A 23195-nucleotide genomic window follows, 5' to 3' on the forward strand; every position below is an offset into this window, starting at 1 on the left:
AAAGTCGAAAATCTATGGTCACCCCCTTTTTTGCAATGCTGATCAGTGATGGTTAGTTGGCTTGCCTAAATCTATCCGGCGCCTGGTTTTTATACATCGATTTTGATCGACGCCAGCACCTGCTTCTGCCCCATGGAACACGGCACACCTTCCGGCTGCGCCCGCACCGCCTCGATCACGCCCAGCAACTGCGCCTTGCTGTGCGCCAGTTGCGCCTGCATCCCTTCGATCTGCTGCACCTTACGCTCCAACGCCTCAATCAGTTCCTCGCGCTTGTGCTCCCCCGGGGCCGGCATCAATGCCTTGAGTTCCTGCAAGGTAAACCCGGCCTGTTGCGCGCTCTGGATCAGTTGCAGGGTTTGCAGCGCTTCGGGTGCATAACGCCGATAGCCGTTGGCCTGCCTCCCCACCTGGCTGATCAACCCTTCGGCTTCATAAAAGCGAATACGCGACGCGGCCAGCCCGCTCTGTTTTGCCAGTTCGCCAATATTCATCGTCACGCCTGCTTGACATTAAAGTTAACTTTAATCTTAGCCTGAGGCCTCACCCGCTCAGGAGTCAACCATGTCACCTTTCGAACCCTTGCAACTGCCCAACGGCCAAGTCCTTGCCAACCGTATCGCCAAGGCCGCGATGGAGGAAAATATGGCGGACGCCCAACAAGCGCCGTCCCGTGAATTGAAGCAGCTGTACCAGGCCTGGGCGGATGGCGAGCCCGGCTTACTGCTGACGGGCAACGTGATGATCGACCGCCGCGCAATGACCGGCCCCGGCGGCGTGGCCCTTGAAGACGAGCAGCAGCTCGACAGCTTTCGCGAATGGGCGGCCATCGGACGAAACAAGGGCGTGCACTTCTGGGTGCAGCTCAATCATCCGGGGCGCCAGACGCCGGCCAACCTGCGCCAGCAAGCCTTGGCGCCTTCCGCCGTAGCCCTCGACCTGGGTGGTTTTTCGAAAATGTTCGCCAAGCCCAGGGCCATGTCCGAAGACCAGATACAGAACGTGATCACGCGCTTTGCCAGCAGCGCGCGCCTGGCCGAGAAAGCGGGGTTTAGCGGCGTGCAGATCCACGGCGCGCATGGCTACTTGCTAAGCCAATTTCTCTCGCCCTTGAGCAACCGACGCACCGATCACTGGGGCGGCGCCCTGCAAAACCGCGCGCGCTTGCTGCTTGAAGTGATCAAGGCCGTTCGCGCCAGTGTCAGCCCCTCATTTTGCGTGGGGGTGAAACTCAACTCGGCAGACTTCCAGCGCGGCGGCTTCGACGCAGACGATGCGCGCGCCGTGGTCGAGTTGTTGAATCCGCTCCCCATCGACCTGCTGGAGCTGTCCGGCGGTAGCTACGAAGCACCGGCCATGCAAGGCGAAGCCCGGGACGGGCGGACCCTGGCACGCGAAGCGTATTTCCTGGAAATGGCCCGCGAACTGGCGACCATCGCCAAAATGCCCGTGATGGTGACCGGTGGCATTCGTCGCCTGCCGGTGGTGCAGCAAGTCCTGGACAGCGGGATCGCCATGGCCGGCATTGCCACCGCCCTGACCCTGGAACCGCAACTGATCAAACACTGGCGCGAAGGGCGCGACCTCAATCCGCAACTGAAACCGATCAGTTGGCAGCGCAAGCCTCTCGCCGCCCTCGCCACCCTGGCCGTGGTGCGTGACCAGATGCGCCGCCTGAGCCGCGGCCAGCGCCCCAACCCCAACGTCGCGCCCTGCATGGCGCTGCTCCGCGACCAATGGTTTATCGCCCGGCGCACTCGCCAGTACCGCACGACCATGACGCAATCTTCACATTAAGCACGGAGCATTCGCCGTGATCGAACTGTCCTCTACTGATCAGCAGTTTTTAACCTCACTGACGATTGGAGTTCTTCATGGCGAAAATCAACTTGGCCCAGCAATTGGCGACCACCCTTGAACAGGCGGGCATCAAGCGCATCTGGGGCCTGACCGGCGACAGCCTCAACGGCCTCACCGACGCCCTGCGCACCATGGACAGCATCGAGTGGATGCATGTGCGCCACGAAGAAGTCGCCGCCTTCGCCGCCGGTGCCGAAGCTGCCGCCACCGGCGAGTTGACGGTGTGCGCCGGCAGCTGCGGGCCGGGCAACCTGCACTTGATCAACGGCCTGTTCGATTGCCATCGCAACCACGTGCCGGTGCTGGCCATCGCCGCACAAATTCCGTCTTCGGAAATCGGCCTGAACTACTTCCAGGAAACCCATCCCCAGGAACTGTTCAAGGAGTGCAGCCACTTTATCGAACTGGTGACCAACCCCGAGCAGATGCCCCAAGTGTTGCATCGGGCCATGCGCTCGGCGATCCTCAACCGCGGCGTGGCGGTAGTGGTGATCCCCGGGGATGTGTCGCTGCTGGAAGTGGAAGACACGCTAAAACCCTGGCCGCCCCTGCATGCGCCGCGCACCCTGCCGGCAGAACAGGACCTGCAACGCCTGCGCGAAATCCTCGACAGCAGCCAGAAAACCACCCTGTTGTGCGGCAGCGGTTGCGCCGGCGCCCATGCCCAAGTGGTGGCCCTGGCCGATGCCTTGGGCGCGCCGGTGGTACACGCCTTGCGCGGCAAGGAGCATGTGGAATGGGACAACCCGTTCGACGTGGGCATGACCGGTCTGATCGGTTTCAGCTCCGGTTACCACGCCATGCTCAATTGCGACACGTTGATCATGCTCGGCACTGACTTCCCTTATCGCCAGTTCTACCCCACCGACGCGAAGATCATCCAGGTCGATCGCAACCCGCAGGCGCTGGGCCGGCGCGCCACGCTGGACCTGGGCATCGCCGCTGACGTGAGCGAGACCCTCGACGCATTGTTGCCGCACCTGACCCGCAAGACCGACCGCAGCTTCCTCGAAACCTCCTTGAAGCACTACGAGAAAGCCCGCCAGGGCCTCGACGACCTGGCACAACCGTCAAAGGCCAACCGGCCGATTCACCCGCAATACGTGGCGCGCCTGCTCAGCGAACTGGCCGACGACGATGCGATCTTCACCGCCGACGTGGGCTCGCCCACCGTGTGGGCGGCGCGCTACCTGAAGATGAATGGGAAGCGGCGCCTGATCGGCTCGTTCAACCACGGCTCGATGGCCAACGCCATGCCCCAGGCCATCGGCGCGCAGGCGGCCTTCCCTGGGCGGCAGGTCATATCGATGTCCGGCGACGGCGGTTTTACCATGTTGATGGGGGATTTCATCTCGCTGGCGCAGTTGAAACTGCCGGTGAAAGTCATCGTGTTCGATAACGCGTCACTTGGCTTTGTCGCCATGGAAATGAAAGCTGCCGGCTACCTTGACACCGGCACCGAGCTAAAAAACCCGGATTTCGCGGCCATGTCCAATGCCATGGGCATCCTGGGGATTCGCGTGGAGCAATCCGAAGACCTCGAACCGGCCCTGCGCCGCGCCCTGGCCCATGACGGCCCGGTGCTGGTAGACGTGGTGACGGCGACCCAGGAACTGGTGATGCCACCCAGCATCAAGCTGGAGCAGGCCAAGGGTTTCAGCCTGTACATGCTCAAGGCGGTGATGAGCGGGCGCGGGGATGAAGTGATCGAGTTGGCGCGTACCAACTGGTTGCGCTGATTTGAACATAGGGCAACGGGCTTGCCCGCGATTGCGGTGATTCAGTGAATACAGCTTCCACTGATACGGCGCTATCGCGGGCTGCCAGCGTTTATCAGCCGTGCTGTTTTTCTACCCACTTGCCGTAGGCATCGATAAACGCCTGTAGAAACGGCTTGGTTTTCTCCGACAGTTTGCCGGCCTCATCAAACACATTGCCCGCGCCCCCCAGATAGGCTTCAGGCTGCTGCATGCACGGCACATCGAGGAACACCAGGGACTGGCGCAGATGGTGGTTGGCGCCAAAGCCGCCAATCGCCCCCGGCGAGACACTGATGATCGCCCCCGGCTTGCCACTCCAGGCGCTTTGCCCGTAAGGGCGCGAGCCCACATCGATGGCGTTCTTCAGCGGAGCGGGCACGGAGCGGTTGTATTCGGGGGTCACAAACAACACTGCGTCGGATGAACGCACTTGTTGACGGAAAGTACTGTAGGCTGCGGGCGGTGATGCCCCGTCGATGTCCTCGTTGTAGAGCGGCAAATCGCCAATTTCGACAATGTTCAATGTGAGGTTGGCGGGGGCCAGTTCGGCCAATGCCAGGGCGACCTTGCGGTTGATCGACTCTTTTCTCAAGCTGCCAACCAGGACGGCAATCGTGTAGACCTTGCTCATTGAGGTTTCCCGACGTTTGACTAAAGGAGTGTGTAGTTATAGAGACTTCGCGGCGCGTTCACCAGAAGGTTTTGCTATCCCCACCGGCGTCTGCCTCGCAATCACCCGCGTAGGAAGCGTCTGAAAACCTCAGCGAATAGTATTTTTTTTCCATAGGTAAACTACCCCGCTCCATGACGGTCTACAGAACCGCAAATCGAGTGTTTATCTCCAGAGGTTCTAAACAGATGGCAGCAGTACTTGTCGGACAGTTCCATGCCAGAGACGCGGAAGGTCGCGTTTATTCGGTGCATGAGTTCCAGGAATCCATCCCGCCGTTAGACGGCCTGGCTGGCTCGGCGCCCACCACAACCTACAAGCTGGCCATTGGCGACCGTGTAGAAAAACTGGACGGCGATGAATTCAGATTGATTCAGTCGGGGACCATTATCGTCCGCGAATCGGAAACCATCCGCGCGCAATAAGCTTGATCCCCCCGAGCGTACCAGCTCAGTCCTGGCCATTGACGGCATTGACTGGGCCGGGCGATCACGGACGGCGAACCTCCGTCACTTCAATCCCAGGGTCCCCTTCAATCTGTTTGAGCGTGACCATCAGTCGCCCCTTCTCGCCCTCTACGGCATACATCAAGCGCTTGTAGCCCTGCGTACCATACGCGGGATACGCCACCACCTGCCTGACCAGCGTGATGCCCAGCACCGTACCCACCTGCGCGCCCACCTGTTCCTGGGAACGGATGAACGCATCGAGCGCGAGGTTTTCGGGCGTAGTGTCGTCAGGATTGCTCAAGAGATAAGCGGCCACGCACCCCACGGTCACCAGGACCAGCAGTTGCCTGGCCGTTACCCCGAAAAGTTTCGCGGGCATCGGCATTTGAGACCAGACCTGTTTTTGTTGTAAGTGCCGGGTAACCGGCATTGGTCATTGATGATCAGACGAGCCATTCTAATCAGGTCGATGGGTAATGCCAGATGAATCAATTGTCTCCGTAGGCAATATCCTTGTTATCCCCGACACCGCCCAACGTCCGGTCCTTGCCGAATGAGAACAGGTCGAACGGGAGCTGGGGTTGGCTCGGCGGATACTGATACTGATAGGCAACTCCCCAGGGATCGGTCAGCAGCTCCTCGTTGATGTAGGGACCTTTCCATTTCGCGTCGGCGGCAGGCGGCGTGATCAATGCACCCAGGCCTTCCTGATCGGTCGGATAACGGCCAGTGTCTTGATGGAACTGTTCGACGGCCTTGCCCAGCAAGGCGACCTGGGCCTTGGCCGTGGCTATTTCTGTCAGGGCCATCTCACCAAACAGCCGCGGCCCCACCGCCAGGGCCAACAAGCCGATGATGACAAGCACCACCAGCACTGCCCACCGCGTAAAGCCGCCTTGGGTACGCATGTGACCGACTGCGATTGGTACAGGCATTCTGAGCCCCCCTTGTTCCTCGGTTGATACGCTCGTTATATGCCCTGCTTGTTGCAGTTGCGCAAGACCAACGTTCGTCGACGCAAATCAACGCTCCCGTTGTTTTTCCCCAAGCCATTGAATCCCGGCCCTGCTGACCCTAGACTCCGGCCATGCGTTTACGTCATATCGAAGTGATTCAGGCCATCTTGCAGACCGGACACCTCGGCACGGCCGCCGAATGGTTGCAACTCCCCGTGGGCGATGTGGACGCGGCGCTCAAGGACGCCGAGCAGCAATTGGGTTTTATGTTGTTCGCCAGCGTGCGCGGACGCTTGCAACCGACCCGGGAAACCCTGGAGTTGCAGGCGCAAATCGCGCATGTGTATGAAGCGCTGGAGCCGGTGCAACGCTTGGCCAGCCGCCTGAAACACCATCACGCGCCGACCCTGCGTGCCCTGTGTACGCCGCCCCTGGCCAATCAACTGCTGCCACACAGCATCGCCGTGCTGCGCCGACGCTTCCAGGACACGCCGTGCAACCTGTCGAGCCAGCCGACCCGCGAGATCGTCAGGAGCCTGTTGCTGCACGAGGCCGACGTGGGCCTGAGCCTGCACGACCCCGAACATCCGCAAATCCAAAGCAGCATATTGGCCCAGGGCAAACTGCAATTGCTCGCGCCCCATGGCTGGCTCAAACCCAAGCAGAAGTACATCGCCCTGCAGGACCTGGCCGGGCAGTCGATGATCGGGCTGGAGGGCCAAGACCCGCTCAGTCGCCTGCTCGACGCCAAGCTGCAAGCCCTGCGCCCGTTGCCGGTGGTGCAGACGCGGGTGCAGACCTACCAGATGATGCGCAGCATGGTGGAGGCCGGTGAAGGTTTGGCGATTGTCGACCCGTTCACCGCGTTCGGCGCCCGCGAGGCCGGGCTCGACGCGTGCCCGGTATCGCCGCCGATCATGGTCAGCCTGTATGCGCTGACCCTCAGGGACGGCGTGACGTCACCGGCATTGAATGCGCTGCTGGAGATTGTCACGCAGAAAGCTGAAGGCCTGCTGGCGAGCTGAACGCGTCAGACCGCTTCGACTTCCGTCTTGAACAAGCGATACCAGAAAATCGCCACCTCGCGGGTTTGCGGGTCGATCCCGCGATAGCGCAGGTGATCGATCCCGCCCATCACATACCCGCAACGCTCATACAGACGGCAGGCGCCGAGGTTGTTGTTCTGGGTCTCCAGCATCATGCCTGGCAGGTTTTTCTTGCGACTCCAGAACTGCGCCACGTCCAACAGCGCCTTGGCCACGCCATGACGCCGCGCGGGCAACGCCACGGCCAGCTCGTCAACGTGCGCGAAGCCGTTCCAATTGGTACTCACCACAACATGCCCGACCGCTCGATCGTCTAGAAAGGCCATGAAGATCGCGCTGTCGGGCGCGTCGCGAAAACTGGCGAACTCCTCCGGGTCGATGCCGTAGCACTTACGATAGGGCAGGATGCGCTCCACGGGCCACTGTTCGACCCGCTTGCCCATCTCCGGCACGCCATAGGCGCTGACCTCAAAACTGAAATCATTGCCCCACACGTAAGCGTCAAAGCCCTCGTCGGCGACCCGCACACTGAGCCCTGGATACTTCGGGTTCATTACAGCTTGCATAAACATCCTTAACCCTTAATGCAATCGACGGTGTAACAACGACCACTGCCGTCATCTTCGTGTTGCAACCCATGAACATCCGCGACAAAACCGGGGAAACTGCTATCGAACGTGCGGGCAAACGCCAGGTAGTCGATGATCGAACGCGTTGCCTCGGTAAAGCGCTCGCCCGGCATGATCAACGGAATGCCCGGCGGATAAGGCACCAGCATCACGGCGGCGATGCGCCCTGGCAAGGCATCGATGGGCACCGCCTCCACTTCCCCCCTGACCAATTGGTCATAGGCGTCGGCCGGTTTCATCGCAATTTCGGGCAAAACGGTGTACATGCGTTTGAGGTGTTTGGCGGTGGCGTTGCTACCGTAGCAGCTATGCAATTGATCGCACAGGTCGCGCAGCCCCAGCCCTTGATAGCGCGCCGGGCCCTGGGCGAATACCGAGGGCAAGCAACTGGCGAGGCTGACGTTGGCGTCGTAGTTGCGCTTGAATTCCAGCAACTCGGTGAGCAAGGTACTCCATTTGCCCTTGGTGATACCCATGGAAAACAACACGAGGAACGAATAAAGCCCGGTTTTTTCCACCACCAGACCACGCTCCCAGAGGAATTTGCTGACCACCGCAGCAGGAATCCCGCAGTCGCTCAACGCGCCGCCGGCATTGAGGCCGGGCATCACCAACGTGACTTTGATCGGGTCCAGTAGCACGTAATCTTCGACTATGTCACCAAAGCCATGCCAGTCATCCTGCGGCTGCAACAGCCAATCCGCCGTGACGACCCGGTCGATGCCGGCCACGGACGGCGGCTGCCAGATGGAAAACCACCAATCCTCGGCGGCGATGTGCTGGCGCAGGTTGGCCAGGGCGCGGCGAAAGCTCAAGGCTTCGTCGAACATTTCCTGCAAAAGAGAGCGCCCCGCGGGGCCTTCCATCATCGCCGAAGCCACGTCCAGCGAGGCGATGATGCTGTATTGCGGCGAGGTGGAGATATGCATCATGAACGCTTCGTTGAACCGATCGCGATCCAACTGCCGCGCGCCGCCGTCCTACACATGAATCATCGAGGCCTGGCTGAACGCCGCCAGCAACTTGTGCGTGGAATGCGTGGTAAACACCAACGGGCTGTCCGGCGTGCGTGAAGTGCCCATGCCATAGCGCCCGTCGAAGAACTCGTGGAACGCCGCGTAGGCGTACCAGGCTTCGTCAAAGTGCAGCACCTCGACACTGTTGCCCAATTGCTGCTTGATCAGCTCGGCGTTGTAACACAGGCCGTCGTAGGTGGAGTTGGTGACCACCGCCAGCTTCACTTTCGCCGGCCGGCCACGGGTCAGCGGGCTGGCCTCAATCTTGGCGCGAATCGACGCGGGGCTGAATTCGCTGAGGGGAATCGGGCCGATGATGCCCAGTTCATTGCGCTCCGGGCACAGGTACAGCGGGATCGCGCCGGTCATGATGATCGAGTGCAGCACCGACTTGTGGCAGTTGCGGTCGACCAGCACCAAGTCATCACGACCGACCATCGAGTGCCAGACGATCTTGTTGGCGGTCGAGGTGCCATTGATTACAAAGAAGGTGTGATCGGCGCCAAAATTCCGCGCGGCGCGCGCTTCTGCTTCGGCCAGCGGCCCGGTGTGATCGAGCAGCGAGCCCAACTCCGGCACAGAAACGGACAGGTCAGAGCGCAGCGTATTTTCCCCAAAAAACTGATGAAACGCCTGCCCCACCGGGCTTTTGCGATAGGCCACGCCACCACCGTGGCCGGGCGTGTGCCAGGAGTAATTGGAGTCGGCGGTGTGTTGCACCAGGGCTTTGAAGAAGGGCGGCAACAAGCCATCAAGGTAAGTGCGTGCGGCGCGGGCAACTTGCCTGGCAAGAAACGGCACAGTGTCTTCGAACAGGTAAAGAATGCCGCGCAGTTGGTTGAGTTCGCTCATCGCATCGGCGGGGGCGTTTTCCAGGGTGACTTGTTCACCCAAGGCGAAAATCGGCAGGTTCGGCGCCCTCAGACGCGCCAGTCGGATCAGTTCGACCATGTTTTGCAGCAGATGCGTGTTTTCCCCGGCGCCTTCGGCGGCGATCAACATGCACGCCAGGCCATGGTGGGTCGAGGCCACCAGCCGGCCTTCGGCGTAGTCCACCGCAGAAAAGATACCGAAGCCCTCTTGTTCCAGCTCTTGAGCGATACCTCGGACCCGGTCGCCGGCAACGGTGTCGGCCTTGATGTCGCGATGCACGATAAGGATGGGGAACTTCAGGTCTTTGTACATGAGTGCTTTAAGTCCTGAGGGTGATGCACTCAGGGTAGAAGCTGTAAGCGGATGTGGCGAATGAAGATTTTGAAAGCAGCAACTCACCAATGTGGGAGGGGCTTGCTCCCGATAGCGGTGGATCAGTGGCATCAATGCGAACTGGCACGCCGCTATCGGGAGCAAGCCCCCTCCCACATTGTTTGACAGCGCTCCGCCAGATTATTGCTGGGTCAGTTGGGTCCACAACGCCGGCGCACCCGCCGATTTGGCAATCGCTTCCAGACGCGCTGCATGCTCAGCCAGGTCCTGCTCGCTGGCGCGGATGATCGGCGCCGGTTTGCGATCAGCCGGCAGGCGACGGATTTCCGAAGGGCGATTGCCCGAACCTTCCGCCGAACCGGCACCGTCGGAGGCGTTGCCGGCCAGGGACAGGCTGGTCTGCCCGCCGGTCATGGTCAGGTAAACGTCGGCCAGGATCTCGGAGTCGAGCAACGCGCCGTGCAGCTCACGGCCGGAGTTGTCGACGCCGTAGCGTTTGCACAAGGCATCCAGGCTGTTGCGCTGGCCCGGGTGACGCTCACGGGCCATCATCAAGGTGTCGAGGATCGAGCAGTGCTGGGAAATATTCGCGCGATCCGTCTGCCCCATCAGGGCAAACTCGTTATTGATGAAGCCGATGTCGAACGCCGCGTTATGGATGATCAACTGCGCGCCGTTGATGAATTCGAAGAACTCGTCGGCGACTTCAGCGAAGCGCGGCTTGCCTTTGAGGAATTCGTCGGTGATACCGTGGACGCCGATGGCGCCCTCATCACTTTCGCGGTCCGGTTGCAGGTAGACGTGGAAGTGACGGCCGGTGAGGCGACGGCCCATCAATTCGACGCAGCCGATTTCAATGATCCGGTGGCCATCAGTCACCGGCATGCCGGTGGTTTCGGTATCGAGTACAACAGATCGGATGGCCATCAGGGTTCAGCTCTCAACGGTGTGGTGTATTTCAAGAGGCGCAATCTTAACACGTCAGCCGACATCAGCTCTGCTTGTAGCCCCGCACTTCGTCGACGCCACGGTTGGCCAATTGGTCGGCGCGCTCGTTGCCGTGGTGGCCAATGTGCCCGCGCACCCATTTCCAGGTGATGTTATGGCGATTGCATTGCTCATCGAGCAGTTGCCACAGGTCGGCGTTCTTGACCGGCTCCTTGGCCGCCGTCTTCCAGCCGCGCTTCTTCCAGTTGACCATCCACTCGTTGATGCCCTTCATCACGTATTGCGAGTCGGTCACCAGCAGCACGTCGCAACGCCGCTTGAGCTCTTCCAGGCCGCGAATGGCGCCCATCAGCTCCATGCGGTTGTTGGTGGTGTTGGCTTCGCCGCCCCATAGTTCCTTCTCCACGCCCTTGCACACCAGCAAGGCGCCCCAGCCGCCTGGGCCAGGGTTGCCTTTGCAGGCGCCATCGGTGAAGAGTTCAACGCTATCGGTCATCGGTTGCATCCATCAAAACGGGTCGCCGGGCATAGGCCGACAGCATCCCGAGGCCGAATGATTCGGCCTGAAATCAAAAAGAGGGTTTTACGGTTCGCTTTGCTTGCGGTTGACCTTGGCCATCGGCATCGGCACCAGCTTGCCCATGGGCTGGCGTAGCACCTGACGCACCGGCCGCAGCCCGACCACGATCTTGCGTGCAACCAGTAAATAGAAGCCGCCACCCGACAGTTGCCAGGCCCCCGCCCGACGCTCCCAGCCAGCCAGACGGCCCTGCCACTTGGTCGACGCCAGCGGCGGACGATAGCATCCGAAGCGGCGTTTCTCCAGTGCGAAGCCCAGCAGGTTCAGCCAGTCCCCCACCCGCGAAGGCGAGATGCAACGGGCCTGGCGCAGGCCGTCATGGGCGAACACATGGCGCAGGCCCCAACTGCTCCAGGGGTTGATGCCGACAATCAGCAAATGGCCACCTGGGCGCACGCTGCTGGCAGCTTCGCGCAACAAACCGTGGGGTGACAGGCAGAAATCCAGGCCATGCTGCAGCACCACCACATCGGCAGCGTGCTCGCTCAACGGCCAGGCCTGCTCTTCGCAGACGATCTCCACCCCCGGCAACGGCGCGCCCAGGCGCACATTGCGCTGCACCTGCGGCGCGGACGGCGGCGTCTGGGCCGACGGACCGTAATGCACCAGGTAACCGCCAAAGAACCGGCCCAGCTCGTCTTCGAGCATGCTCCGTTCTTCATCCAGCAAAAATTGCCCGATCGGCCCGGACAGCCAGTCACGGGCAGCGCTGATCAGGGCCAGCCATTCAGGATCGGCCTGGGCGAACGCTTTATCAGTCATTGCATTCTCCAACTCGCCTAGACGTTCTAAGATGCACCAATGTGTTCAGCTTGGCGAATCGAAGAATGATACAGATCAGTGCCCTGCCCGCCTTCACCGATAACTACATCTGGTTGTTACAGGAACCCCAGACCCGCCGCTGCGCCGTGGTCGACCCCGGCGATGCCACCCCCGTGCTGGCCTGGCTCGAGCAGAACCCGGAGTGGACGCTCAGCGACATCCTCATCACCCACCATCACCATGATCATGTAGGTGGCGTCGAAGCACTGAAACGTGTGACCGGTGCCAAGGTCTACGGCCCGGCCAGCGAAACGATCCCGGCACGGGACATCGCGCTGCAGGACAACGACCGCATCACGGTGCTGGGCTGGGACTTCGCCGTGTACGCCGTCCCCGGCCATACCCTCGGCCATGTTGCCTTCTATCACCAGGGCGCGCTGTTCTGCGGCGACACCCTCTTCGCCGCCGGTTGCGGCCGCCTGTTCGAAGGCACGCCAGCGCAAATGTACACCTCGCTGCAACGCCTGGCCGCCCTGCCGGCCGACACCCTGGTGTACTGCACCCATGAATACACACAGAGCAATCTCAGGTTTGCCCAGGCGGTGGAACCAGACAACGCCGATATCGCCGAACGGGTGGAAAACGTCAACCAACTGCGCGCCCGTGGCGAGATCACGCTGCCTTCCAACCTGGCCCTGGAAAAGCGCACCAATCCGTTCCTGCGTACCGCTGAAACATCCGTTAAACAAAAAGCTGACGAACGGAATGGCCGTGACAACCGCTCTGGAGCCGAGGTATTTGCTAGCTTGAGGGCTTGGAAAGATAAGTTCTAACGTGACGCACGTCTGATACGAAATTTCTGAATGGTTGACCGGAACCAAAGCGCTTTCTAGAATCGCCCGACATTTTTGCCCGGAACTTACTTCCAGCCAATGTCGTCATCTACTCGTAAATCCAATCATTCAGACGCATTGACCCGCCTGGCTCAAGCCGTGGCGGTGGCTGTCTCCGCAACTCTGGCGGGCTGCCAATCGACAAATTTCGCTGCACAATCCACCGTGCAACCCAAACCGAATCTTGCTGCCAAGATCAAGCAAAAACCTATTTGGCTCTCAGAGAAGCCCAGCCCCGAAGCCCCCCAGGATGTCTGGGAACGCATGCGTCGGGGCTTTCAATTGCAGGACGGCCTCGGCGTCAACCCGCGTATCGAGCAACAGCGCCTGTGGTTCGCCAGCAACCCGTCCTTCCTGGAGAACGCCGGCGAACGTGGCAGCCTCTACATTCATTACATCGTCGAACGCCTTGAAGAACGCAACATGCCCCTGGAACTGGCGCTGTTGCCAGTGATTGAAAGTGCCTACAACCCAATGGCCTATTCGCGCAGCGATGCGGTCGGCTTGTGGCAGTTCATTCCCTCCACCGGGCGCTACTTCAACCTGCGCCAGACCCGCGCCTACGACGGTCGTCGCGATATCACCGCTTCCACCACCGCCGCGCTGGACTATCTGACACGTCTGCATGACATGTTCAACGGCGACTGGCTGCTGGCCCTGGCCGCGTATAACGCCGGCGAAGGCACGGTAAGCCGGGCGATCGAGCGCAACGAGAAGCTCGGTCTGCCGACCGACTACTGGAACCTGCCCCTGCCCCAGGAAACCAAGGACTACGTGCCCAAGTTCCTGGCGCTGTCCCAGGTGGTGCTCGCCCCCGAGGCCTACGGCGTCAACCTGAACCCGATTGCCAACACGCCGTACTTCGAAGTGGTTGAAGTCAAGCAAAGCATGGACCTGTCACGGGTCGCCGCACTGGCCGAGATCGACGAAGACGAACTGTTCCAGCTCAATCCGGCGCTGAAACAACGTACCACCCTGGACGGTCCCCAGCATTTGCTCGTGCCCAGCTCCAAAGCACAACTGTTGACCAGCAGCCTTTCGGCGATGAAGCCTGAAGAATTGCTGGCAATGCGCCCGAAAAAGCCGGTATTCGACGAAGTCGAGACCCAGTCCGTGGCTGGCCGTACCCGCAACTACAAGGTGCGCAACGGCGACAACCTGACGCTGATCGCCAAGGCCAACAAGGTCGACGTGCATGACCTGCAGCGCTGGAACAAGCTCAACGGCCAGGCGCTCAAGGTCGGCCAGACCCTGGTGATGCAGGACACGCGCAAGCTGGTGGCCAAGGCCGACAGCAAGAAACCGGTGCAGTACAAGGTCAAGAAAGGCGACTCGCTGTATATCGTCGCCAAGCGTTTCAACGTTGAGATGCAACATCTCAAGCGCTGGAACCCACGCACTGGCATGGCGCTCAAGCCGGGGCAGATGCTCGTGGTTTCCGGGCCACGCTGACACCGCAAGAACACTGGAGCGCCAATTGTGGGAGGGGGCTTGCTCCCGATGGCGGAGCATCAGTCGGTACATAAGCTGACTGACGCACCGCCATCGGGAGCAAGCCCCCTCCCACATAGGATCGCCATCATTCCAACTGGCTTTTTCCAACCGGAACAAGCTGTTACTGTACCGATCATAAAGCCCAAGCTGCCTGGATCGGATCTCTGACTTGACGCGTCCCCTCCTTCTACTAATAAGTCTGGCCTTGAGCTTTGCTGCGAACGCGACGATTACCGAGAGCCACGGTTATGCGCAGTTCGGCACCCTCAAGTACCCGGCCAAATTCACCCACTTCGATTGGGTAAACCCTGCAGCGCCGAAAGGCGGGACGTTGCGGGTCATGGCGTTTGGCACGTTCGACACCCTCAACCCCTATACCTTCAAGGGCTCAAGCCCGGTTTCCACGCCGAACTTCCTGCAATACGGCGTCAATGAGCTGAACGAACCTTTGATGGTCGGCACCGGCCAGTACGCGCCGTCCGGCGATGAGCCGACCTCCAGCTACGGGCTGATTGCCCAGTCGGTGGAGTACAGCGAGGACCGCAGTTGGGTGGTGTTCAACCTGCGCCCGGAAGCCCGCTTTCACGATGGCAAGCCGATCACTGCCTATGACGTGGCGTTTTCCTATCGCACCCTGCTGACCGAAGGTCATCCGCAATACCGCACCAACCTGCAGGAAGTGGCGCGGGTCGACATCCTCAACCGCCACCGTATCCGTTTTGTATTCAAGCGCGCCGGCAACCCGTTGCTGATCCTGCGCCTGGGCGAACTGCCGGTGCTGCCCCAGCACTACTGGAAAAACCGCGATTTCAAGGCCACCACCTTCGAACCACCGCTGGGCAGCGGGCCCTATCGCCTCAGCAAAGTGACGCCGGGCAGACAATTGGTGTTCGAGCGGGTCAAGGACTATTGGGGCAAGAATCTGCCGGTCAACCAGGGTTTCTATAATTACGACAAGGTCGAAGTGGAGTTCTACCGCGACAGCGACGTCGCCTTCGAAGCCTTCAAGGCCGGCGAGTTCGATATCTATATCGAGCACCAGGCCAAAAATTGGGCGAATGGCTACAACTTCCCGGCGATCAACCGCGGCGATGTGATCAAGGCGCAGATCGCCCACCAGATCCCGACCCAAAGCCAGGGCCTGTTCATGAACACCCGGCGCCCGACCTTCAGCCAAGCCAAGGTGCGCGAAGCCCTGGGGCTGATGTTCGACTTTGAATGGACCAACCGCACCCTGTTCAGCGGCGCCTATAAACGCACCTTGAGCTATTACCCCAACAGCGAATTTTCGGCGACCGGCGTCCCGGTCGGCCATGAATGGTTGATGCTCTCGCCCTACCGCGACCAACTGCCGGCCAATCTCTACACCCAACCGTTCAGCCTGCCCCAGACCGACGGGCACGGCATACCCCGCGAGACCCTGCGCCGCGCCCTGGCCCTGCTCGGCGAAGGTGGCTGGAAGCTGTCCGGGCAACGCCTGCTCAACAAGGACGGGCAACCGCTGCGCTTCGAAATCCTGCTGGTCAACCCGAACCTGGAGCGCATCCTGCAGCCCTATGTGGAAAACCTGAACAGTATCGGCATCGACGCGCACCTGCGCACAGTCGACCGGGCGCAATACAAACAGCGCCTCGATCAGTTCGACTTCGACATGATCCTGATGACCCTCAACCAAACCCTCAGCCCCGGCCTTGAGCAGTGGCAGTACTTCCACTCCAGCCAGGCGGCGATCAAGGGCAGCAAGAACTACGCAGGCATCGCCAATCCGGTGGTCGACCGCCTGCTCGAACAACTGCTGTCGGCACAGACCCGCGACGAACAACTGGCGGCCGGCCGGGCCCTGGACCGGGTCCTGCTGTGGCAGCATTACAGCATTCCCAACTGGTACCTCAACTATCATCGCTTGGCGTACCGCAACCGGTTCGCCTTTGTCACCACGCCGCCCTACAGCCTGGGCCTGAGCGCATGGTGGCTGAAAGCTTCGGAGAAAGCCCAATGATGTCTTTGCGTACTGCACTGCTCGGCAGTCTGTTGCTATGCACGGCGGCCCACGCCGCCCCGCAACATGCGCTGACCCTCTACAACGAGCCGCCCAAGTACCCCGCCAATTTCAAGCACTTCGACTACGTCAACCCCAACGCCCCCAAGGGCGGCACCTTTCGCGAGTCGAGCATGGGCGGTTTCGACAGTCTCAATCCCTACATCAGCAAGGGCGTGCCGGCGGACAATATCAGCCTGATCTACGACACCCTGGCCATGCAGAGCCTGGACGAACCCATCACCGAATACGGCCTGGTGGCCGGCAAAATCGAAAAAGCCCCGGACAACAGTTGGGTACGCTTCTACCTGCGCCCCGAAGCACGCTTCCACGATGGCCAGCCGATCCAGGCCGAAGACGTGGTGTTTACCTTCCAGACGCTGATGAAGGAAGGTTCGCCGCTCTACCGCACCTACTACGCCGACGTTGACGAAGTGGTGGCCGAAGACCCGCAGCGAGTGCTGTTCAAGTTCAAGCGCACCAACAACCGCGAATTGCCGCTGATCCTTGGGCAACTGCCGGTATTACCCAAGCATTGGTGGGCCACTCGCGACTTTACCAAGGGCAACCTGGAAATACCGCTGGGCAGCGGGCCGTACAAGGTGGCCGAGGTCAAGGCCGGGCGCATGATTCGCTACGAGCGGGTCAAGGATTACTGGGCCAAGGACCTGCCGATCACCCAAGGCTTCTACAACTTCGATCAGCGCATCACCGACTATTACCGTGACAGCACTGTATCCCTGGAAGCGTTGAAGGCGGGGCAGTTCGACTACTGGCTGGAATTCAGCGCGAAGAACTGGGCCAACGCCTATAACATTCCGGCGGTGGCCGAAGGGCGCCTGGTCAAGGAAGAGCTCCCCAACGGCAACCCCACCGGCATGCAGGGTTTCGTGTTCAACACGCGCAAGCCGATGTTCCAGGACGTGCGCGTGCGCAAGGCCATCAGCCTGTTGCTGGACTTCGAGTGGAGCAACAAGCAGTTGTTCAACGGCGCCTACACCCGCACCCGCAGCTACTTCGAGAACTCGGAGATGGCCGCCACCGGCCTGCCCGGCCCGGACGAGTTGGCCATCCTCGAACCGCTGCGCGACAAGATCCCCGCCGAAGTCTTTACCCAGGCCTTTGCGCCGTCCAGAACCGACGGCAGCGGCATGATCCGCACCCAGCAGCGCGAGGCCTACCAACTGTTGCAGGAAGCCGGCTGGCGCATCGTCGACGACAAGATGGTCGACGCCACCGGCAAACCGGTGACCATCGAATTCCTGCTGGCGCAGACCGAGTTCGAACGCATCCTGCTGCCCTTCAAACGCAACCTGGCGGACCTGGGTATCGACCTGGTGATCCGCCGGGTCGACGTCTCACAATTCGTCAACCGCCTGCGCTCGCGGGATTTCGACATGCTGGTGGGCAGCTTCCCGCAGTCCACCTCGCCGGGTAACGAACAACGCGAATTCTGGAAATCCTCCAGCGCCGATAAACCCGGCAGCCGCAACTACATGGGCCTCAAGGACCCGGCCGTCGACCAACTGGTAGAGGAACTGATCGACGCCGACTCACGCCAAAGCCTGGTCGCCCATGCCAAGGCCCTGGATCGCGTGCTGCAATTTGGCTACTACGTGATCCCCAACTGGCACATCAAGACCTTCCGCGTGGCGTACTGGGACCACCTCGGCCATCCGAAGGTGCCACCGCGCTATGACGTCGGCACCGCCACTTGGTGGGCGAAACCCGACGTGAAACCTGCCATCACCCTAGACACGAGCGCCGACCCGGCGAGCGGAGGCGATTAAATGCTGGCCTATATTGTTCGCCGCCTATTGCTGATCATCCCCACGCTGTTCGGGATTCTGCTGATCAACTTCATCATCATCCAGGCCGCCCCGGGCGGCCCGGTGGAGCAGATGATCGCCAAACTCGAAGGCTTCGAAGGCGCCACCAGCCGCATTGCCGGCGGCGGTGCCGAAGTCGCGGTGGCGGGTTCCAGCTACCGTGGCGCCCAAGGCCTGGACCCGGCGCTGATCAAGGAAATCGAAACCATGTACGGTTTCGACAAGTCGGCACCGGAACGCTTGTGGATCATGGTCAAGAACTACGCCCGCCTGGATTTTGGCAACAGCTTCTTTCGTGACGCCAAGGTCATCGACCTGATCAAGGAAAAGATGCCGGTGTCAATCTCCCTCGGGTTGTGGAGCACGCTGATCATGTACCTGATCTCGATCCCGCTGGGGATCGCCAAGGCCACGCGACACGGCAGCCACTTCGACGTATGGACCAGCTCGGCGATCATCGTCGGCTACGCGATCCCGGCGTTCCTGTTCGCGATCCTGCTGATCGTGGTGTTTGCCGGTGGCAGTTATTTCGACTGGTTCCCCTTGCGCGGGCTGACCTCCAACAATTTCGATGAATTGAGCTGGGGCGGCAAGATCCTCGACTACTTCTGGCACCTGGCCTTGCCCATCACCGCGCTGGTGATCGGCAACTTCGCGACCATGACGCTGCTGACCAAAAACAGCTTTCTCGACGAGATCAACAAGCAGTACGTGGTCACCGCCAAGGCCAAGGGCCTGACCAACCACCGCGTGCTCTACGGCCACGTGTTCCGCAACGCCATGCTGCTGGTGATCGCCGGTTTCCCCTCGGCGTTCATCGGGATTTTCTTCACCGGGTCCTTGCTGGTGGAAGTGATCTTCTCCCTCGACGGCCTCGGCCTGATGAGCTTTGAAGCGGCGATCAACCGCGATTACCCGGTGGTGTTCGGCACGCTGTTTATCTTCACCCTGCTCGGCTTGGTGGTGAAGCTGATCGGTGACCTCACCTACACCCTGGTCGATCCGCGTATCGACTTCGCCAGCCGGGAGCATTGAGATGAATCTGTCCCCCCTCAATCGCCGCCGATTCGAGCGGTTCAAGGCGAACAAGCGTGGCTGGTGGTCGCTGTGGCTGTTCCTGATTCTGTTCGGCCTGAGCCTGGGCGCCGAGCTGATCGCCAACGACAAACCGCTGGCGGTGCATTTTGACGGCGACTGGTATTTCCCGGCGCTCAAGCGCTACCCGGAAACCACCTTCGGCGGCGAATTCCCCCTGGAGGCCAACTACAAGAGCCCGTATATCCAGGAACTGCTCAAGGCCAAGGACGCCTGGACGCTGTGGGCGCCGATCCCGTTCAGCTACCAGAGCATCAACTACGACCTGAGGGTGCCGGCCCCTGCGCCGCCGTCTTCGGTCAACCTGCTGGGCACCGATGACCAGGGCCGCGACGTCTTGGCACGGGTGATCTACGGCTTCCGTGTGTCGGTGCTGTTTGCCCTGACCCTGACCGTGCTCAGTTCGATCATCGGCGTGATCGCCGGTGCCCTGCAGGGTTTCTATGGCGGCTGGGTCGACCTGGCCGGGCAACGCTTCCTGGAGATCTGGTCGGGCTTGCCGGTGCTGTACCTGCTGATCATCCTCGCCAGTTTCGTACAGCCCAACTTCTGGTGGCTGCTGGGGATCATGCTGCTGTTCTCGTGGATGAGCCTGGTGGACGTGGTCCGCGCCGAGTTCCTGCGCGGGCGTAACCTGGAATATGTGCGTGCGGCCAGGGCACTGGGCATGCAGAACGTCGCGATCATGTTCCGGCATATCCTGCCCAATGCCATGGTCTCGACCATGACCTTCATGCCGTTCATCCTCACCGGCGCCATCGGCACCTTGACCGCCCTGGACTTCCTCGGCTTCGGCCTGCCGGCGGGTTCGCCGTCGCTGGGAGAGCTGGTGGCCCAGGGTAAATCCAACCTGCAAGCGCCGTGGCTGGGCATGAGTGCCTTCGCCGTGCTGGCGATCATGTTGAGCTTGCTGGTGTTTATCGGCGAGTCCGCTCGCGATGCCTTCGACCCGAGGAAATGAGATGAATCAGGACAATCTGATCGAAGTCCGCGACCTCTGCGTCGAGTTCGTCACCGGCGAGCATCACCAGCGCGTGGTGAACCACGTCAGCTTCGACATCAAGCGCGGCGAAACCCTGGCGCTGGTCGGCGAAAGCGGCTCCGGCAAATCGGTGACCGCCCACTCGATCCTGCGCCTGCTGCCCTACCCCTTGGCGCGGCACCCCGCCGGCACCATCGAGTACGCCGGCCAGGACCTGCTGACCCTCAAAGAAAAAACCATCCGGCATATTCGCGGCAACCGCATTGCGATGATCTTCCAGGAGCCGATGACCTCGTTGAACCCGCTGCACTGCATCGAGAAGCAGATCAACGAAGTGCTCGGCCTGCACAAGGGGCTGACCGGCAAAGTCGCCACCCGACGCACCCTGGAGTTGCTCGAACTGGTGGGCATTCCCGAGCCGCATAAACGCCTCAAGGCCCTGCCCCACGAACTGTCCGGCGGCCAGCGCCAACGGGTGATGATCGCCATGGCCTTGGCCAACGAGCCGGAGCTGTTGATCGCCGATGAACCGACCACCGCCCTCGACGTAACGGTGCAGCTGAAGATCCTCGAACTGCTCAAGGAACTGCAGGCGCGCCTGGGCATGGCGTTGCTGTTGATCAGCCACGACTTGAACCTGGTGCGGCGTATTGCCCACCGGGTGTGCGTGATGCAGCAGGGTTGCATCGTCGAACAAGCCGATTGCGAAACCTTGTTCCAGTCGCCGCAGCACCCTTACACCCAGGAACTGCTCGCCGCCGAACCCAGCGGTGGGCCGGCCGACACGGCAGCCGGGCCGCCGTTGCTGGAAGTCGATGATTTGAAAGTCTGGTTTCCGATCAAGAAAGGCTTTCTGCGCAACACCGTCGACTACGTCAAGGCGGTGGACGGCATCAATTTCAGCCTGCCCCAAGGGCAAACCCTGGGCATCGTCGGCGAAAGCGGCTCCGGCAAGTCCACCCTCGGCCTGGCGATCCTGCGTCTGATCGCCAGCAAAGGCGGGATTCGCTTCGAAGGCCAGCAACTCGACCGCCTGACCCAGCAACAGGTGCGCCCGTTGCGCCGGGAAATGCAGGTGGTGTTCCAGGACCCGTTTGGCAGCCTCAGCCCACGCATGAGCGTCAGTGAGATCGTCGGCGAAGGCCTGCGTATCCATAAGATGGGCAGCCCGGCGGAGCAGGAAGCGGCGATTATCGCGGCGCTCAAGGAAGTCGGCCTCGACCCGCAATCGCGGCATCGCTACCCCCACGAGTTCTCCGGCGGCCAGCGCCAACGCATCGCCATTGCCCGCGCCCTGGTACTCAAGCCGCGCCTGATTCTGCTCGACGAACCGACCTCGGCGCTCGACCGCACGGTACAGCGCCAAGTGGTGGAACTGCTGCGCGGTTTGCAGGCCAAGTACAACCTGACCTATCTGTTCATCAGCCATGACCTGGCCGTGGTGAAAGCGCTGAGTCACCAGTTGATGGTGGTCAAGCACGGGCAGGTGGTGGAACAAGGCGATGCGCCGGCGATTTTCGCCAACCCGCAGCATGCTTATACCCGGCAATTGCTGGAGGCGGCGTTTTTGGTGCCGACGCCTTAGCGCGTGGCAGTGACCTATCCGTAGGGATAGGTCGCTCGCGTCAGGTCGCCAGCCCGCGCCCTGCCCGCTCCAGGTTGCGCCACAACCAGGGCGGCAGCACATCGGAGTCCAGGCTGTCGATCAGGTTCTTCAAGCCCAGCCCCAACTCCGTATCGCCTTCAATCACCAAGCGGCGCCGGAAGAACAAGGTGTCCGGGTCTTCCTGCCGACTGGCCAGCAACAAGAACTCGCGCCAGTTACCACTGATCGTCACCTGGGCCTCGGCTTTTTCGGCGAGGCGCAAACCGTCCCGCGCCAGGGTCAGGTACCAGCACAGCCCGAGGTCGGGGATGCGCAGGCACATCCAGCGCCCGCGCAGCAGGTCGAAGCCGCCGTCGCGCAACGGCTCGGCCAGGCAGCGGTTGAGGCCTTGCTGCAAGGCCAGGCGCTGCACCCGGAACGGCACGTGGCGCACCAGCGGCAGCAAACGATCGGCGCCCTTGAGCAGCCATTGTTTGCGACTCAACACAGGCCCACCTCCTCGACCCGCAGCATGCCGGCCTGGCCGTGCCAGTAGCCGTTGCAGCCGTCGACGCACAACGGCGGCATCGCGCCCTGGCGCACCTGATCGAAAGCCTGGACCACGCCGACCATGCCCTCAGCCCGTGGGCTCAGGCGCAACAGGCCAGCGCCACACGCGACCAAGCCAGGGTAATCGGCGAGCAAGTTGGTGACATCGGCCGACATCGTCTGAATCCCGTTCAAGGTGAACAGCGGTTGCCCTTCCTGACTGGTCAGGGCCATGCCATCGGGGTAGTTGATGCAACAGAACTGGCAATCGTCCTTGGGCCGGTTTTCCGCACGGGCGGTGAAGCAACGGGCCGAATACGCCAGCGGCAAATGCCCGTAGGCGAAGATCTCCACTTCGGGCAGCGGTCGGCCGAGTTCGCGCACCTGCTCCAGCACATCGGCGATCAGGCTTTGCGAGCACTCCACCGGCGGCACCCAGCGCTGCATGCCCGCATCGAGCAATTGCACCAGCGCGTGGCCGTTGTACAGGTTGAGCGCCGGGCCGCCGACAAAGGGCAGCTTGCGCTCGATCAGCAGCTGCACCGCGCCCATGTCGTTGGCTTCAACCAGCACCTCGCCGTTGTCGCACAGGCGGCGCAGGCTCGACAGCTCGGAGGCGGCTTCGATCAAGGTCAGGCTCGACAGCACGATCTGCGCCGGGCTGCACGACTGCAACTCGCGGCCCAGGCCCAACCATTGATCCAGCGAAAACGCGCGGCGTTTCGAGCACACGGTTTCCCCCAGGTAAATCACGTCCAGGGGCAAGCCGGCCATGTCTGAATAGAAGCGCCCCAGGTGTTCCTTATCCCAATAAAACAGCACCGGTCCCAGGCTGAGTTTCATCTGTA

Annotated in this window: 21 protein-coding genes and 1 pseudogene; 11 read left to right on the forward strand and 11 right to left on the reverse strand. The window is 61.3% G+C overall.

What is annotated here, in order from left to right:
- Positions 1–89 precede the first annotated feature (89 nt).
- Positions 90–494 (reverse strand): MerR family transcriptional regulator, encoded by a 405-nt coding sequence (locus P3S72_RS17540; RefSeq protein ID WP_276193331.1) that lies wholly within the window; start codon positions 492–494, stop codon positions 90–92.
- Between the two features lie 70 nt (positions 495–564).
- Here P3S72_RS17540 and P3S72_RS17545 point away from each other — a divergent pair, with 70 nt between their 5' ends.
- On the forward strand, positions 565–1797 hold the full coding sequence (locus tag P3S72_RS17545; RefSeq protein WP_276193332.1) for an NADH:flavin oxidoreductase/NADH oxidase family protein: 1233 nt from the start codon (positions 565–567) through the stop codon (positions 1795–1797).
- A gap of 77 nt (positions 1798–1874) precedes the next feature.
- Positions 1875–3599: a ubiquinone-dependent pyruvate dehydrogenase gene (gene poxB, locus P3S72_RS17550; RefSeq protein WP_276193333.1), complete on the forward strand. Its 1725-nt coding sequence runs from the start codon at positions 1875–1877 to the stop codon at positions 3597–3599.
- Between the two features lie 94 nt (positions 3600–3693).
- On the opposite strand, the gene P3S72_RS17555 is transcribed toward poxB, so the two are convergent.
- Positions 3694–4251: an NAD(P)H-dependent oxidoreductase gene (locus P3S72_RS17555; RefSeq protein WP_276193334.1), complete on the reverse strand. Its 558-nt coding sequence runs from the start codon at positions 4249–4251 to the stop codon at positions 3694–3696.
- A 227-nt stretch (positions 4252–4478) separates the two neighbouring features.
- On the opposite strand from P3S72_RS17555, the gene P3S72_RS17560 reads away from it, so the two are divergent.
- Complete coding sequence (locus tag P3S72_RS17560) at positions 4479–4715, forward strand: hypothetical protein (RefSeq protein ID WP_247399382.1); 237 nt, start codon at positions 4479–4481, stop codon at positions 4713–4715.
- A 64-nt stretch (positions 4716–4779) separates the two neighbouring features.
- On the opposite strand, the gene P3S72_RS17565 is transcribed toward P3S72_RS17560, so the two are convergent.
- Together P3S72_RS17565 and gspG are read right to left on the reverse strand one after the other, a co-directional pair.
- Positions 4780–5124 (reverse strand): hypothetical protein, encoded by a 345-nt coding sequence (locus P3S72_RS17565; protein ID WP_276193335.1) that lies wholly within the window; start codon positions 5122–5124, stop codon positions 4780–4782.
- A gap of 103 nt (positions 5125–5227) precedes the next feature.
- The gene (gspG, locus tag P3S72_RS17570) at positions 5228–5674 is read right to left on the reverse strand and encodes a type II secretion system major pseudopilin GspG (RefSeq protein ID WP_276193336.1); all 447 of its coding nucleotides are present in this window, start codon (positions 5672–5674) and stop codon (positions 5228–5230) included.
- 152 nt (positions 5675–5826) lie between these two features.
- On the opposite strand from gspG, the gene P3S72_RS17575 reads away from it, so the two are divergent.
- Positions 5827–6720, forward strand: coding sequence for a LysR substrate-binding domain-containing protein (locus P3S72_RS17575; RefSeq protein ID WP_276193337.1), 894 nt, complete (start codon positions 5827–5829; stop codon positions 6718–6720).
- Between the two features lie 5 nt (positions 6721–6725).
- Here the strand turns inward: P3S72_RS17575 and P3S72_RS17580 are convergent, their stop codons facing one another.
- From P3S72_RS17580 to P3S72_RS17600, 5 genes and pseudogenes are all read right to left on the reverse strand, one after another.
- Positions 6726–7295 (reverse strand): GNAT family N-acetyltransferase, encoded by a 570-nt coding sequence (locus tag P3S72_RS17580; RefSeq protein ID WP_276197948.1) that lies wholly within the window; start codon positions 7293–7295, stop codon positions 6726–6728.
- A 20-nt stretch (positions 7296–7315) separates the two neighbouring features.
- Positions 7316–9571 (reverse strand): annotated as a pseudogene (locus tag P3S72_RS17585) (Orn/Lys/Arg decarboxylase N-terminal domain-containing protein).
- 201 nt (positions 9572–9772) lie between these two features.
- Positions 9773–10513: a DNA polymerase III subunit epsilon gene (gene dnaQ / locus P3S72_RS17590; RefSeq protein ID WP_247399390.1), complete on the reverse strand. Its 741-nt coding sequence runs from the start codon at positions 10511–10513 to the stop codon at positions 9773–9775.
- Positions 10514–10583: 70 nt separating this feature from the next.
- Entirely contained in the window at positions 10584–11036 is a 453-nt protein-coding gene (rnhA, locus tag P3S72_RS17595) for a ribonuclease HI (protein ID WP_069075857.1), read from the reverse strand.
- An 87-nt stretch (positions 11037–11123) separates the two neighbouring features.
- Entirely contained in the window at positions 11124–11882 is a 759-nt protein-coding gene (locus P3S72_RS17600; protein ID WP_247399351.1) for a methyltransferase domain-containing protein, read from the reverse strand.
- 65 nt (positions 11883–11947) lie between these two features.
- On the opposite strand from P3S72_RS17600, the gene gloB reads away from it, so the two are divergent.
- The 7 genes from gloB to P3S72_RS17635 all read left to right on the forward strand — a co-directional run bounded on the left by gloB (position 11948) and on the right by P3S72_RS17635 (position 21798).
- Complete coding sequence (gene gloB, locus P3S72_RS17605; protein ID WP_276193338.1) at positions 11948–12715, forward strand: hydroxyacylglutathione hydrolase; 768 nt, start codon at positions 11948–11950, stop codon at positions 12713–12715.
- A gap of 99 nt (positions 12716–12814) precedes the next feature.
- Positions 12815–14227 (forward strand): lytic transglycosylase domain-containing protein, encoded by a 1413-nt coding sequence (locus P3S72_RS17610; protein ID WP_276193340.1) that lies wholly within the window; start codon positions 12815–12817, stop codon positions 14225–14227.
- A 211-nt stretch (positions 14228–14438) separates the two neighbouring features.
- Positions 14439–16268 (forward strand): extracellular solute-binding protein, encoded by a 1830-nt coding sequence (locus P3S72_RS17615; RefSeq protein ID WP_276193341.1) that lies wholly within the window; start codon positions 14439–14441, stop codon positions 16266–16268.
- Entirely contained in the window at positions 16265–18097 is a 1833-nt protein-coding gene (locus P3S72_RS17620; protein WP_276193343.1) for an extracellular solute-binding protein, read from the forward strand. The genes P3S72_RS17615 and P3S72_RS17620 overlap by 4 nt, the downstream gene beginning before the upstream one ends.
- Positions 18098–19171 (forward strand): microcin C ABC transporter permease YejB, encoded by a 1074-nt coding sequence (locus P3S72_RS17625; protein ID WP_276193345.1) that lies wholly within the window; start codon positions 18098–18100, stop codon positions 19169–19171.
- A 1-nt stretch (position 19172) separates the two neighbouring features.
- Entirely contained in the window at positions 19173–20192 is a 1020-nt protein-coding gene (locus P3S72_RS17630; RefSeq protein ID WP_276193346.1) for an ABC transporter permease, read from the forward strand.
- Position 20193: 1 nt separating this feature from the next.
- Positions 20194–21798, forward strand: a complete 1605-nt coding sequence (locus P3S72_RS17635; protein WP_276193347.1) for an ABC transporter ATP-binding protein — start codon at positions 20194–20196, stop codon at positions 21796–21798.
- Between the two features lie 40 nt (positions 21799–21838).
- On the opposite strand, the gene P3S72_RS17640 is transcribed toward P3S72_RS17635, so the two are convergent.
- Positions 21839–22306 carry an SCP2 sterol-binding domain-containing protein gene (locus P3S72_RS17640; protein ID WP_276193349.1) on the reverse strand — a complete coding sequence of 156 codons (468 nt, stop codon included), beginning with the start codon at positions 22304–22306 and terminating at the stop codon, positions 21839–21841.
- Positions 22300–23190: a U32 family peptidase gene (locus P3S72_RS17645; protein WP_276193350.1), complete on the reverse strand. Its 891-nt coding sequence runs from the start codon at positions 23188–23190 to the stop codon at positions 22300–22302. The genes P3S72_RS17640 and P3S72_RS17645 overlap by 7 nt, the downstream gene beginning before the upstream one ends.
- Positions 23191–23195: the final 5 nt, after the last annotated feature.

It is taken from the genome of Pseudomonas sp. D3 (assembly GCF_029320995.1).
GTDB classification, from domain to species: Bacteria; Pseudomonadota; Gammaproteobacteria; order Pseudomonadales; family Pseudomonadaceae; genus Aquipseudomonas; species Aquipseudomonas paraveronii.

Coding starts and splice junctions, on each gene's coding strand:
- P3S72_RS17545 (WP_276193332.1), top strand. CDS start 565: ATGTCACCTTTCGAACCCTTGCAACTGCCCAACGGCCAAGTCCTTGCC.
- P3S72_RS17625 (WP_276193345.1), top strand. CDS start 18,098: ATGCTGGCCTATATTGTTCGCCGCCTATTGCTGATCATCCCCACGCTG.
- poxB (WP_276193333.1), top strand. CDS start 1,875: ATGGCGAAAATCAACTTGGCCCAGCAATTGGCGACCACCCTTGAACAG.
- P3S72_RS17645 (WP_276193350.1), bottom strand. CDS start 23,190: ATGAAACTCAGCCTGGGACCGGTGCTGTTTTATTGGGATAAGGAACAC.
- P3S72_RS17635 (WP_276193347.1), top strand. CDS start 20,194: ATGAATCAGGACAATCTGATCGAAGTCCGCGACCTCTGCGTCGAGTTC.
- gspG (WP_276193336.1), bottom strand. CDS start 5,674: ATGCCTGTACCAATCGCAGTCGGTCACATGCGTACCCAAGGCGGCTTT.
- P3S72_RS17630 (WP_276193346.1), top strand. CDS start 19,173: ATGAATCTGTCCCCCCTCAATCGCCGCCGATTCGAGCGGTTCAAGGCG.
- P3S72_RS17610 (WP_276193340.1), top strand. CDS start 12,815: ATGTCGTCATCTACTCGTAAATCCAATCATTCAGACGCATTGACCCGC.
- P3S72_RS17560 (WP_247399382.1), top strand. CDS start 4,479: ATGGCAGCAGTACTTGTCGGACAGTTCCATGCCAGAGACGCGGAAGGT.
- P3S72_RS17555 (WP_276193334.1), bottom strand. CDS start 4,251: ATGAGCAAGGTCTACACGATTGCCGTCCTGGTTGGCAGCTTGAGAAAA.
- P3S72_RS17540 (WP_276193331.1), bottom strand. CDS start 494: ATGAATATTGGCGAACTGGCAAAACAGAGCGGGCTGGCCGCGTCGCGT.
- P3S72_RS17575 (WP_276193337.1), top strand. CDS start 5,827: ATGCGTTTACGTCATATCGAAGTGATTCAGGCCATCTTGCAGACCGGA.
- rnhA (WP_069075857.1), bottom strand. CDS start 11,036: ATGACCGATAGCGTTGAACTCTTCACCGATGGCGCCTGCAAAGGCAAC.
- P3S72_RS17620 (WP_276193343.1), top strand. CDS start 16,265: ATGATGTCTTTGCGTACTGCACTGCTCGGCAGTCTGTTGCTATGCACG.
- P3S72_RS17565 (WP_276193335.1), bottom strand. CDS start 5,124: ATGCCGATGCCCGCGAAACTTTTCGGGGTAACGGCCAGGCAACTGCTG.
- gloB (WP_276193338.1), top strand. CDS start 11,948: ATGATACAGATCAGTGCCCTGCCCGCCTTCACCGATAACTACATCTGG.
- P3S72_RS17580 (WP_276197948.1), bottom strand. CDS start 7,295: ATGAACCCGAAGTATCCAGGGCTCAGTGTGCGGGTCGCCGACGAGGGC.
- P3S72_RS17600 (WP_247399351.1), bottom strand. CDS start 11,882: ATGACTGATAAAGCGTTCGCCCAGGCCGATCCTGAATGGCTGGCCCTG.